A 12,725-nucleotide genomic window follows, 5' to 3' on the forward strand; every position below is an offset into this window, starting at 1 on the left:
GAAATCAAAACTGGGTGCCCCGCGATGGCAATCCACAGGGATCGGATGCTACACAGCCGCACTACAGTAGAGTTCATGATCCGTTCACCCTTAGCGTACGATTTCGCACTGCTCTTGTTCCGACCCCAATAAATGGTTCGGGCACGAAGCCCGCTTTTTTGCACAGGGCTTACGGCATGCTGATCCACTGTTTCGTCATCACTATTCCCGAGCCTTGCAATCGAGCCGGAGCGTCAGGCGAAGGCAGGGTCCCTGCGTTCGTAGAGCGCTCCCGGCTTGGTCAGGACAATCCAGATGTATGGTCCGCCCCGTCCGTGCAAGGGTTCGCGACATCGCCGATGACGATTCCAGTTGCATAAATGTATCCGGCCTCTCGCGAGTGAGCTGCTGTTGCAGCCAGGCCATGATGAGATCCGCGCACGCCGTTCCCAATAAATGGTTCGGGCACGAAGCCCGCTTTTTTGCACAGGGCTTACGGCATGCTGATCCACTGTTTCGTCATCACTATTCCCGAGCCTTGCAATCGAGCCGGAGCGTCAGGCGAAGGCAGGGTCCCTGCGTTCGTAGAGCGCTCCCGGCTTGGTCAGGACAATCCAGACAATGCGCGCCATCTTGGCGGCAAGTGCGACAACAGCTTTGTTCGGGTGCATACGGCTCTGCAACCCGTCAAGCCAGCTTCCCAGGCGATCCCGGGTTCGATCCAGGTGACGGAAGCATGATCGCGCCCCATGAACGAGCAGCTTGCGAACGTAGCGGTTCCCGCGCTTGCTGATACCGAGTAGCTTCTGCTTGCCTCCGGTCGAGTATTCTCGAGGGACCAGCCCCAGCCATGCGGCCAGGTCGCGAGCCTTCTGGAACTGGTATCCGGTGCCGACGGCCGCCAGTAGCGCGGTGGCTCCCAATGCTCCGATTCCGGGGATCGTCATGAGCCGGCGGGCAACATCTTCTCGGTCTGCGATCGCTGCGATCTCCCTCGTCACGTCGTTGATGCGCTGCTCCAACTGGCGCAGATCTGCGAACAGGTCCACGAGCAGTTTGCGCATTGCCGGCGAGAGGTCATTCGAAAGGTCATCGAGAACCAGTGGCAAGTCGAGCTTGAACAGTCCGGCGCCCTGTCTCAATGCGATTCCGTATTCCAGGCAGAATGCTCGCATCTGGTTGATCAGACGGGTTCGCGTGCCGATCATCTGGTCGCGCACCCGATGCAAAGCTTGGAGGTCGGCTTGCTCCTCGCTCTTGATCGCGGCAAATCGCATCGTCGGCCGCGTGGCTGCTTCGGCGATAGCTTCGGCATCGATGATGTCGCTCTTGTTCGACTTGACGTATGGCTTCACGAACTGCGCTGGGATCAGGCGAACCTTGTGCCCCAGTGCCTGAAGTCTCCTGCGATCCATTGCGATCCAGCGCACGATTCCATCCCGACGATTGCCGGCGCTGCCCGCTCAAAGAACTTCATCAACGTATCGCGTCGGAAGCGAACTCGCTGGACGGGCTCGCCGTCGCTGTCCAAGCCGACGACGTGGAAGATGTTCTTGCCGATATCGACACCATAGACGGCCGCAGGGCGCGGCGCATTGCGTGGGGACATTGCAACCTCCTTTGTTGTGACTGCCCAGATGATGCTGCGGGAGGACGGGGCGGACCATCCCATTAATGGTAGGGCCTGTCGCCAAGCGCGAAGCCGTCGCGCATTTGCAGGCCGTCATGGGCGTGTCGGAGCGTCGGGCCTGTTCCTTCGTCGGTGCCGATCGCAAGATGGTCCGCTATCGGTCCCGGCGTCCGCCGGAGACGGAGCTGCGCATAAGGTTACGCGACCTCGCCAACGAGCGCCGCCGCTTCGGCTGTCGACGCCTGTTCATTCTGCTCCAGCGAGAGGGCGAGCCATCAGGGGTCAATCGCATCTACCGGCTCTACCGCGAGGAGGGCCTGACGGTACGCAAGCGCCAGGCACGGCGACGAGCGGTCGGCACGCGGGCGCCGATCCTGGTTGAGGCGAAGCCGAACGCGCGCTGGTCGCTGGACTTCGTCCATGACCAGTTCGCCTGCGGGCGGCGGTTCCGGGTGCTGAACATCGTCGACGACGTGACGCGCGAATGCCTTGCCGCGATCCCGGACACGTCGATCTCCGGTCGGCGCGTTGCTCGGGAACTGACTGACCTGATCGCCCGGCGCGGCAAGCCGGACATGATCGTTTCCGACCACGGCACAGAGTTCACCTCGAACGCCATCCTCGCCTGGTCGAAGGATCATCGCGTCGAATGGCACTACATCGCGCCGGGCAAGCCGATGCAAAATGGCTGCGTCGAATCCTTCAACGGCCGAATGCGCGACGAGCTGTTGAACGAGAGCCTGTTCTTCGGCCTCGACCACGCCCGCAGTGCCATCGCCGAATGGAGGCAGGACTTTAACCACGGCGAGGCCTCATTCCTCGCTCGCCTACCAGACCCCGGCGGCCTTCGCCGGAACCCTCGCCGCAACCGGCTATGCCGCTCCGCTCGATATGGGCTTCGCGTCTCCGCCGGTCGCTCAACCCGCGCCCTACGGCGTAACAGAAACAGCTGAGGCTCTAATCGCCGCCGGATGACAGTTCAGTGGCAGGTCACCGATAGCGTTCTTTCGAGCACACCTTCCAGCTCACGCCGTCCGCCCACTCCCGAGAACTTAGATCAGCCTTGCCCGTGCCCGCATGTGCAGTCTAAGCGCGGTCAGTCGGGGTTCGGTCCGCAAATATGGCATATGCATAAAATCGGCCAATTGACGTACGAAACGCTCATTCGCAGCGAGAAAATACCCGAGCCGATAGGTGTTGATGTCGGATGGCGCCGCACCAGGCGTTCCGCTGATGACCCGCTAACGCTTGTCGACCCTAGAAGATCGTGAATAGTCACGGTATCGTTCGTCCAGTGATAGTCCGCCGCCGCCGCAACCCATCCACCTATGCGGACAGGCGTCGGGATTGAAACGATCGTGACAGTATTGTCGGTCGCTCTTTGCACTCGCGCTTCCGGAACGCCAGAATCGTCCTCCCGCAACACCGCCCGCGCTTCGGTCCCAACGAAAGCGACCGCGATATTTTCGCGCGCCTTCGATGGAAAACCGTTCGTCACCTTCCACAGCGCGGCGAAACTGTATTGGCCGGTGTTCAGAGCGCCAAAGCCCAAATTATTGAGCGAATACCCGACCGCGCTGGCGGTAAGGGTCGGATCGAATTTTGCGACATTGAGACCGTTGACGGCTTCCACGATCGCATAATTTTAGTTCGACGGCGCACCATACAGCCCCCCGTCGATCATGTTGACGAATTCGTTGATTTCGCCGGCTTCAAGGGTCACGCCATCGGCATTTAGCCGGATGCCGCCCGTGTCCATAAACCGAAACTGTTTGCTGGTCGGCAAACTGGCCGGAGCCGGGGCGTGAGCTATCTGAAAGCAGCGACAGAATGGAAACCGTCACCCCCGCCGAAGTTCGATTGAGCTAGAAATTATTCCCTCAGGGGCGGCCGGCGTTGAGTTCATCCCGGAGGAAGGCGGCGGCGCCGGCGTGAGGTTGAGGAAGGAACGAACCTGATGGCTCCACGAACAATCAGCATCGACGAAATGGATGGCTTTCAGATCGACGATGACGGCCGGCTGTACTGCCGCGGCCAGAGTGTATTGCTCGAGCGGCGCATCACTTTGCGAGGCTTCGAACTGATCCTCGCATCGACGGCGGCCGTAGGAGCGCTCTTAGCCGGCGTTCACCCGTTCGGTGCATCTTTCGGATGGTGGTGAGCGACGAAGGTGACAGACGACCTGCCAAGATTCCCGATGACAGTAGTCGCCCAAGCCAGGAGAGAGACCGGCGGGCGAACTGCTAGCGCGTTCCAAACGTCTGATCTGGTGATAGATTTTTCCCCGCCGGCCGGCCGCCTCGAAAAGCTTCCAACTCCCCCGGTGCTCGATAAAGGGGTAGCGCTGCGATGCCTGGTTAGGCGTTATGTCAACCAGCTTGCCTTCAACCCGCACGACGGTATGGATAGCGAACTGCACCCACGGCATTAGGCCCCATACGCAAAGTGTAGGAAGCCGCATAGAGATCGGCCGCGAGGGCTTCGATCTCCGAATCGGCAACCTCATCCATCCTGCATTGCACATCTGACGAGCTGATCCGCCAAGGTCAGCGGCAATCAAATTTTTTGGTATGCGCAGGCGATCTACTTTTCAGCCGCCATCGGCAAACCGGCGGCCACTCCCAGCCCGATCGCCCAGCCGGTGGCAAGGCTCCATAGCAAAGCTTGCAGCGCAGGGTTGCGTCCCCAGATCCTAAATGGTCTACCTTTGCCCCTCGGGTGTGGGATGGGGAAAAATGGCCGACTATAAATTCCAGGTGCCGCGTCTTAGAGACGCCGATCTTCTTAGCTTTTTGCAATCAGCGTCTGAAATGGTGGACGCAACCAGTTGCAGCATTAGTGAGATTGGATCGGCGCGGGGTGAGCAGTTTCCGATTAGCGATGAAAAATGGCGCACGCATCCGCTAGCTTCATCGGATCGATATACGATCTACTCGGCTACTATCGGCGCTGCCAACTTCAACCTCGTCGTTGAACGGAACATCGCGTCAGATGCAGATTTTGCTTTCGATGTTCTGAGCATCACAAACAACCCGAAGGACGGCGTTCCGCCTGAGAAAGTGTCGCGTCTCAACCAGCTAATCAGCGATTCATTTCTGGCAAATACTGACCAGAATGCCAAGCTGTTTCATAATTCCCAATCTTTTACGCTGCTCATGAAATCGCATCAGAAGATGATCGAGCAGTTGCAGCGCACTGTGGCCAACGTTGGTGAGCAAGCGGCAGCGGTTCGCCTCAGACTTGAGGAGGAATATAACGAACGAAACGCTCAGCTTGATGCACAGTTCGCCACTCGACAGACGGAAGCGGAAAAAACGATCGAGGAAGCAAAGCGAGCTCTGCAAAGGACAGAAGAGGAACTGGCGGCACGGCAGAAAGATTTAGACGACCGCAGCAACACACATGCGCGGCGTGAGCTTCACCAAGAGCTGAAATCGAAGATCGTTGCACGCTCAAACAAGTTCCAAATTACGCCAGAGACGAAAAGCAACCGGACTCCGATCCATTTGGGTGTCATCGGCTCATCGGCGGTGTTGGTCGGCTTTCTTGCGTACTACGCGAACGCTCTGAGCTCGCTTCCTGCCGGCGCTACGACGGCTCAGGTTATAATCGCAGGTCTGAAGCCTGTGGGCCTGACTGTCGCGCTTCTCGGCCTAATTGCCTGGTATCTGCGCTGGATGAACAGATGGTTTGAGCGATACGCAGACGCGGAATTTCAACTTAAGCAGTTCGATTTGGACATTGATCGAGCGAGCTGGGTTGTTGAGGCGGCGCTGGAGTGGAGGCTTTCTCAGGAAAAGTCAATGCCAGAACACTTGCTTGAAACCATCTCACGCAATCTGTTTGCGAGAGGGGAAAAGGATGAATCAGCTGACATGCACCCGGCTGATTACTTGGCTTCGGCGATATTAGGGCGCGCCTCGGGAGTGAACCTAAAAGTGCCAGGAGCTGAAATATCGCTGACCGGCAAAGATTTGAAGAGATTACAGACGGATGAAGGCTAACTGTCGCGATTCGACACCCGAACGCCAGGTCGAGCTATCTAACAAGCGCGGAAAGCAAGAAATGATCTCACTGCCGGATTGCAAGATCACCGAGACCGATGGCCATTTGGTTCTGTCGCCAGAGCGCACTGACTGGCCAAGCATACTGGCCTTCGATCGCTCGGTGAAGGCGTTTCTGTCACTCAACCCCGAATATGAGGTCCTCATTCACCACGCCTCCAGCGAACGCGGGAATGGCGAATGGGATATGGTGATCGTCAAGCCGCCATCTTGACACGCCGAACAGTGGCGCGCGCCTGCAGCGTCGAGACTGATCACGCCGCATAAACGGAGCGCTATGATAAGCTTCCCGGAAAACGAGAAGAACTTCGATGCTGTCTGCGCGGCATTGAGCAACCATCGGAAACGTGAAAGCCGCACCCCGGCCGGTACGTTGAACCGCCTCTTTCGAAAGAACCTTAAAGGCCTGTTCCCGCCAGATGACCTACCGGTGCTCTCAGCGTCGAACACGATCGTGGTGCAAGTTACGCGACCGAGGCTCCAGTGGGCGAAACTGGCCAATCGGACCAAGCCAGACGCACACCCGAGCGAAGCGGCACTGATCATACTGGTCTATGGTGACATGGAACGGTTAATCGATGGGAACCACCGCTGCCGCTACTGGGATCAAACCCACTTGCACGTTGGACGCGCATTCCCCGTGCATTGGTGCCATTCTTCCTCACTGGAACCATTCAGAGTGTCCTTCTGGCAGCATTCGGCCAAGCTGTCGTGCATCTGGGCAACATTGAGCGGAACACGGATGGCTTTCGGGACCTGGTGAGGAGAGTTGCCGCGTCGAAGGCCGCACCACAAGCCGCAACAGGCATCGAGGACGCCCCGGCGACTGCTCCTTCCCGACAGCAGTTGCGGTCAGAAACGGTTCACAACGGCCGAAAGGTGACGATTTACACTGACGGAACGGTCATGGCCCAAACTATCACAGGCCCAACGAGCTTTGCTTCGATTGATGATTTTGACGCATATATTACCTAGGCTATTACCTGACCACCGCTAAAGCGTCGGGCCACGTCGTATTGTGTGCTTTTTTTGGAAGCGGCCCAACTGTCGCTGCTGTAGTAGGGCAACAGACGCCCTTCACTGACTGTCTGCAGCTCGCCATCGCGTGACGTGGCGTTGTCCAGCTTGTCGAGAGCGTTCTTCTAGGCTCTAGTCCGGGTTGCCGATTCTGGTATCGCTCTGTTGGGGGAAGGTAGCTACTAGGTGTCGAACGAAGAACTTAACCAGCGAGGTTATCTGGCGACAGGCACGATCAAGGGCAACAAGTTCGGTGACTTCGAAGACTTAAACATCGGCGCGACAAGCGTTCGCGAACTGAGAGCAGTCGGTATCGATGTTGTCATCCCGACATCCATAGATTTTCCTTTCACAGCCTACAAACCGCTAAAGGCCCCGGGAAGCGCTAAGCCGGATCGCGTATTCCTCCGACGACAGGGGAACAAGTTGAAGCCTGTCGCCACGGGAGAGGACAAGGCCCCAACAAAGATGCGCTCGGCGGCTGAGGTGCTGAAAGCCTCAGAGCAAGGACTCTTCGCGGCAGCGGCGCTTGGCGCACCAGTCGCCGTCACATCAAACGGTAAGAGTTGGCTTTACCTCGATGTGATGCAATCGTTGGCAGGTAAGAAGCTCGTTTATTTTTCTGACAAACGCGATTTCGGCCCCGGCGTCCTTTCGAACCTATTAGCTGGCGATGCTGGCGTGCTGAAAGACCCCGCGCCGCTTGCGGAAAAGGTCTGGCAGACCATCTGGCACGCAACAAAGGAAGAGCCAAAGCAATGCTTGCTCACGTTCGTCGAGATTTTCGTCCTGAAATTCCTATCGGACAACCTACCATTATCGACCCTGCCGGAAGCATATAGGTTCTACGGCCTGATATCTGATCCAAAACGGTTTCAAGAACAGCACGGAATGACGGCGATCGAATATTACTCTGAGAAGATTAGGCCAAAAATTAAGGAAATATTTAAAGACAGCACGATTGTACACGACGAAAAAGTTGCGGACGTCTTTGGTCTGAGCACTGTAGTGTCAAAAACTTCCGTAATAAACGGTTTTGCATTTCTGCGATCTTCAACGGTAACACTGGCGGGCTTCAATAGAACATTTCTTGATATCCTGAATGACTTTCAAGAGTTTGGTCCGCTGACGACTATTGACCCGGAATTCAAGCTTCGGCTCTATGAAACATTCCTCCGGCGTAGCGCACGGCAGCAGAAATTGGGCCAGTTCTTTACACCAAGGAATGTCGTTCGACCGATGATACGCATGGCCCGGCTAGACAAGCTGGCGGAGGGTGCAGTGGTCCTCGATCCGGCGGCCGGTGTGGGTGGCTTCGTCTTGGAGCCGCCGCTTATCGTCCCGTCCCTTGCCAACAATACGACGTTCGTCAGTGGACAGCCGAAGCGCCGCATTCGTTTCATCGGCGTCGATGTAGACGCGAACACCCATATCCTCGCGAAGGCAAACACCCTCATTCATTGTGCTGAGATGGTGCGCGATCCCGCCATCACCATGGACGCGCTCAATCAATTGATGGCCCAAACCTTCGTGTTGATGAACTCAAACGAGACCTTAGGGTCTCTCGAAAATCCACCCAGCGGGTCCATCGATGTTATCCTGACTAATCCGCCCTACGTCACCAAGGGGAGCGGGGTCTACAAGGATGAAGTCAAAGAGGCTGGAATTGGTGGCAACGGTGTCGATCTGCGGGACTATTATGACAAGTCCGGATTGGGCGTCGAAGCTTTATTCCTGCGCTACATTGCGGGGGCATTGAAGGCGGGCGGCCGCGCTTTCGTTATTGTCCCCCTGGGCCTTCTCAACCGGACCGATCCAGGCCCGAAAAAGCGGATTCTGGATGATTGCAACCTTATTGCCTCGATTGCCCTGCCCCGAAATACGTTCTTCAACACCGCTCAGCTCACGTACATCCTCGTTCTGGAAAAGCGTCACACGGCGGCCGATCCGCGCCCCGATGTATTCTGCGGCATCGCCAGGACGGTAGGGGAAACGCTGAATTGGGAAAGGGTCCCGACTCCGAATGAGAACGATCTCGCGGACATCGCAGAAATGTTTGTCAAGTTTGCAAACGGCGATGCAAAGGCTGCGGATGGAGCGACCATTGCCAAGGTCGTTGGCGCAGATCAGTTCACCGAGAACGATAGATGGGACGTCATGCGGTTCTGGACCGAGGACGAGCAGGTCGCTCTTGGTCAAAAAGAATCGGCCATTGCTCGCGTCGATTTTATCGACGAGACGATGCTGGAGATTGAGGAAATCACCAAGGAACTGGAGGTAGCGAAGAAGGAGCTACAATCCCTCACCTCGGGTGAAATGCAGACTATCCGTGTCGGTGATACCGCGCATTTCGATGTGAGGTCTGGAACGCGCGTTACGGGCAAGGAGATACGAGAACATCCCGGTGACCTGACGGTATATAGCTGCTTCAAGACAGAGCGCGAGACGAAGGGGAATGTCGATGCGGAGTTCTTCAAGAACGTTAAGGGCGGGCACGTCGAGGAGAAGCCTATCGTCACGGTTAACGCAAATGGCGCAAGCGTTGGAAAAGTTTTCGTCCGAAACAGCCGATGTGCTATCACTGATGACGTTATCATTGTCGAACGAAAGATCGAGAAGATAGACCTCGAATATTTAGCAGTCGCCCTGAGGGCTGCCGTCTACAAAGGCGGATTTCTATACGAGGCCAAGTTGTTCGCTGCCCGTGTAAAAGGGCTGGAAGTCGACATCCCGATCAAGGAAGACGGGACTTTCGACGAGACGCAGCAGCAGGCCATAGCAAGCGCTGTGCGGCGCTTCGACGCTCTCAGGACCCGATTATACGATCTCGGTACCAGAAGCGAAAACGCGAGAGCCGTCTAACGCATGAAAGACGGCCAAAGCGAGCTGGGACCCGCATCGATGACTACCATCAGGGGGGCATGATCGACCGCGGCCTCTTTAATCCTCGTCCCTCCAAATGACCCGCCGAACCTCCCTTATCTCGACAAGCCGCCTCATGCGGATGCTCTGCCGTTCTCCGGCCGATGGATTTTGTGTCTCGACATGCATGAACTCGTTCTTGCCGCATCGCTCGCATGTCATTTTGCTCCCCACCATTTCTGCCTCAACATCTCCGAAGATTTCCCTAAGGTCCCCCGGCTGATACCAGCGCTTTGACGCTGCAGAGCCCGCACTGGACACGCACAAGCTGCCCTGCCTCGTGAGCCTTGCTGAGCTTCCATTCGCTGCCGCGCTTACGTCTTCCACGAGTATCAGGCATCACCCAATTTAGGAAGGCATTCCTCTTCCGGTCAATTCACTCTTGACAGTTTTGTTCCCATTTTGTTCACTATGCCAGCGCCGCATAGGGCTCACGGTGGGAGGCGCCACAATGGGCATTATGCATCTGGACCCTAAGACCAAGGCGGAACTGCACGCGGAGGCGGAGAAGCTGATCGCTCGCTACGGCAGCCCGCTTGAGACCGTGAAGGCGCTCATGGCCTACAACTGTGAGCTTGAGACCCACATAGTCGCCCTTGCTCACCGCCATCCGGGGCTTGTGCACGTCAGCTACGACGACACGCCCGCCATCTTAGGGTGACAGCGGTGGGCGCTCACGCGAGGACGATGTTGCCCGATGCATGACCTTATCGCTTTCCTAGTAGCCAACTCGGCGCTGGTGCTGGCGAACCCGGCCGTCTTTGCGACCTTTCTCTCTTCGGAGGCGGAGGCTTCCTGGTCGGCCGCTACTTGCTGACCGAACGCATCGCCAATCTGGAAAGCCGAATAGCAGGACGTGACGAGGAAATCGCAGACCTAATGGGCGAACAGAAAGCGCCAAAGCGGAAACTGTCGATGGTGCCTTTGATCGGTGCCACTGGAGTGAACCGAAGCGACTTCCCATGCCTGCTGTCGCTTGGCACTTAAACGGGGTCTTCCTCAATTTGTGTGGTTCATCCGCTGTTAGCGACGCTATCGCTATGGGCGGGCATGCGAACGAAATCGAAATGGTCGCCCGGCCCAGGGGTCAGAATTCTGGGTGTCGCGCTCACTGATGATCACAGTTGGGTTGTTTCCGCTGCCGGACCAGCGATCGGCATTTGCCCCGATTGTGGCCGGCGAAGCCGCAGTCGGCATGGCTGGTCCTGACCTGCCACCGGATTTTCATCCAGCCGCAATTAGAGCCTCGGCGGGTTTTACGCCGTATGGCGCGGGTTGAGCAACGGGCGATCGGCGGAGCTGGTCGGGGTTGCGCAGCCGATCGTCCGTTGCGGTGAGATTGGCGGCATAGGCCGCGGGCGTGAGATATCCGAGCGCTGAATGTGGGCGTGATCGGTTGTAGTCGTCCCTCCATTCGGCAATCGTCGTGCGGGCATGGTCGAGGCCGAAGAACAGGGTCTCGTTCAAGAATTCATCCCGCATACGCCCGTTGAAGCTCTCGCAGAAACCGTTCTGCATCGGCTTTCCCGGTGCGATGTAGTGCCATTCCACCTGGTGGTCCTTCGACCAGGCGAGCATGGCGTTCGAGGTGAATTCCGTGCCGTGATCGGAGACGAGCATGCCGGGCTTGCCGCGGCGGGCGATCAGGTCCGTCAGTTCGCGCGCCACACGCCGGCCCGAGATCGAGGTGTCGGGGATCGCCGCCAGGCACTCTCGCGTCACGTCGTCGACGACGTTGAGAATGCGGAAGCGCCTGCCACAGGCGAACTGGTCGTGGACAAAATCCAGCGACCAGCGCGCGTTGGCCCGGGCCTCCACCAGGATCGGCGCCCGGGTGCCGACCGCACGCCGTCGCGCACGCCGTTTGCGCACCGCCAGCCCTTCCTCGCGGTAGAGCCGGTAAATGCGGTTGATCCCCGCCGGCTCGCCATCCTGCCGCAGCAGGATGAACAGCCGCCGGTAGCCGAAGCGGCGGCGTGCGTTGGCGAGATCACGCAGCCGGCCGCGCAACTCCGTCTCCGGCGGCCGCCGCGGCCGGTAGCGGATCATCTTGCGCTCGGCGCCGACAATGGAACAGGCCCGACGCTCCGACAGACCCAGCACGGTCTGCAGATGCGCGACGGCTTCGCGCTTGGCGGCGGGCCCTACCATTTTTTTGACAGGAGCTCGCGCAACGCCGAGGCTTCCAGCATCTGGTCGGCCAGAAGCTTCTTCAGCCTGGCGTTCTCCTCCTCCAGCGCCTTCAGCCGCTTGGCGTCGGAGACCTCCATGCCGCCATACTTCGCCTTCCAGTTATACAGCGTCGCCTCGGAGATCCCGTGCTTGCGCGCCACATCGCCCGCCTTCGCACCCGCCTCGTGCTCGCGCAAAACCGCGATGATCTGCTCTTCCGTAAAGCGCTTTCTCTTCATCTGTCCGTCCTTCAATCAGGCCGGACTCTAATCAAAGCCGGAGGAAATTACCCGTGGCAGGTCAGTCCAACCGCAGCCTTCAGGATCTGCCGGTCCAGGGCAAGCCCGTGACGGTGAAGCTCCTGCTGAGCCGCTGGCGATGTGCACATCAGAAATGTGAGCGACAAACGTTCACTGATCGACTCCCGACGGTTGCTTCCCCTTATGCGCGCAGGACGACGAGGGTCGCGAGATTGTCGGCTTGCTCGGCCATAGCACGGGTGGACGTCCTGGCGAACGCCTCATGCAACGGCTCGGCATGCCGGTCAGTGACGACACCATCCTGCGGCAACTGAAGCGGGATGCCGCGGTTACTCACCGCGCCTCCGAGATTCGGGTGATTGGCATCGATGACTGGAGCTGGCGGCGAGCGACGCGATACGGCACTATCATGGTTGATCTCGAGCGTCACTCGGTCGTCGACATTCTCGATGATCGGAGTGTCGATAGCGCAGCCAGGTGGCTGCGGAATCATCGCTCCGTCGAGGTCGTCAGCCGAGACCGCTGCGGCCTTTATGCGCAGGCCGTCCGTGAAGGCGCACCGCAGGCTCACCAGGTGGCCGACCGGTTTCATCTGGTCCAGAATCTTCGTACGGCAATCGAGGAACAGATCAGCCTTAGTGGACGTGCTTCAGGAAGATCCATCCTGTCCGAGGACGCTCT

The 12,725-nt window shown here is 58.2% G+C and carries 9 protein-coding genes and 2 pseudogenes; 7 read left to right on the forward strand and 4 right to left on the reverse strand.

The window, feature by feature from the left end; genetic code table 11:
- Window positions 1–536: 536 nt before the first annotated feature.
- A pseudogene (locus EN786_RS33840) lies at window positions 537–1,588 on the reverse strand (IS110 family transposase).
- A gap of 65 nt (window positions 1,589–1,653) precedes the next feature.
- On the opposite strand from EN786_RS33840, the pseudogene EN786_RS33845 reads away from it, so the two are divergent.
- Window positions 1,654–2,584 (forward strand): annotated as a pseudogene (locus EN786_RS33845) (IS3 family transposase); the annotation flags it as partial.
- Between the two features lie 121 nt (window positions 2,585–2,705).
- Here the strand turns inward: EN786_RS33845 and EN786_RS33850 are convergent.
- Window positions 2,706–3,242 carry a hypothetical protein gene (locus EN786_RS33850; RefSeq protein WP_135909668.1) on the reverse strand — a complete coding sequence of 179 codons (537 nt, stop codon included), beginning with the start codon at window positions 3,240–3,242 and terminating at the stop codon, window positions 2,706–2,708.
- A gap of 12 nt (window positions 3,243–3,254) precedes the next feature.
- Complete coding sequence (locus EN786_RS38030) at window positions 3,255–3,395, reverse strand: hypothetical protein (RefSeq protein WP_189524349.1); 141 nt, start codon at window positions 3,393–3,395, stop codon at window positions 3,255–3,257.
- Window positions 3,396–3,566: 171 nt separating this feature from the next.
- Between EN786_RS38030 and EN786_RS33860 the strand changes: the two genes are divergently transcribed.
- The 5 genes from EN786_RS33860 (at window position 3,567) to EN786_RS33885 (ending at window position 10,273) form a co-directional block, all read left to right on the forward strand.
- Window positions 3,567–3,770 (forward strand): hypothetical protein, encoded by a 204-nt coding sequence (locus EN786_RS33860; RefSeq protein WP_135909670.1) that lies wholly within the window; start codon window positions 3,567–3,569, stop codon window positions 3,768–3,770.
- 574 nt (window positions 3,771–4,344) lie between these two features.
- Window positions 4,345–5,613 (forward strand): hypothetical protein, encoded by a 1,269-nt coding sequence (locus tag EN786_RS33865; protein ID WP_135909672.1) that lies wholly within the window; start codon window positions 4,345–4,347, stop codon window positions 5,611–5,613.
- Between the two features lie 61 nt (window positions 5,614–5,674).
- Complete coding sequence (locus tag EN786_RS33870) at window positions 5,675–5,887, forward strand: hypothetical protein (protein ID WP_135909674.1); 213 nt, start codon at window positions 5,675–5,677, stop codon at window positions 5,885–5,887.
- 989 nt (window positions 5,888–6,876) lie between these two features.
- Window positions 6,877–9,552: an N-6 DNA methylase gene (locus EN786_RS33875; RefSeq protein ID WP_135909676.1), complete on the forward strand. Its 2,676-nt coding sequence runs from the start codon at window positions 6,877–6,879 to the stop codon at window positions 9,550–9,552.
- Window positions 9,553–10,063: 511 nt separating this feature from the next.
- Window positions 10,064–10,273, forward strand: a complete 210-nt coding sequence (locus EN786_RS33885) for a hypothetical protein (protein WP_135909678.1) — start codon at window positions 10,064–10,066, stop codon at window positions 10,271–10,273.
- Window positions 10,274–10,836: 563 nt separating this feature from the next.
- Here EN786_RS33885 and EN786_RS33895 read toward each other — a convergent pair.
- A protein-coding gene (locus tag EN786_RS33895; RefSeq protein ID WP_135909680.1) for an IS3 family transposase occupies window positions 10,837–12,023 on the reverse strand; the annotation gives its coding sequence in 2 pieces (ribosomal slippage) (window positions 10,837–11,771 and window positions 11,771–12,023; 1,188 coding nt in all).
- 283 nt (window positions 12,024–12,306) lie between these two features.
- On the opposite strand from EN786_RS33895, the gene EN786_RS33900 reads away from it, so the two are divergent.
- A partial coding sequence (locus EN786_RS33900) for a transposase (protein ID WP_246688803.1) occupies window positions 12,307–12,725 on the forward strand: 419 nt, incomplete at its 3' end.

This window comes from Mesorhizobium sp. M4B.F.Ca.ET.143.01.1.1 (assembly GCF_004792275.1).
GTDB lineage: Bacteria > Pseudomonadota > Alphaproteobacteria > Rhizobiales > Rhizobiaceae > Mesorhizobium > Mesorhizobium abyssinicae.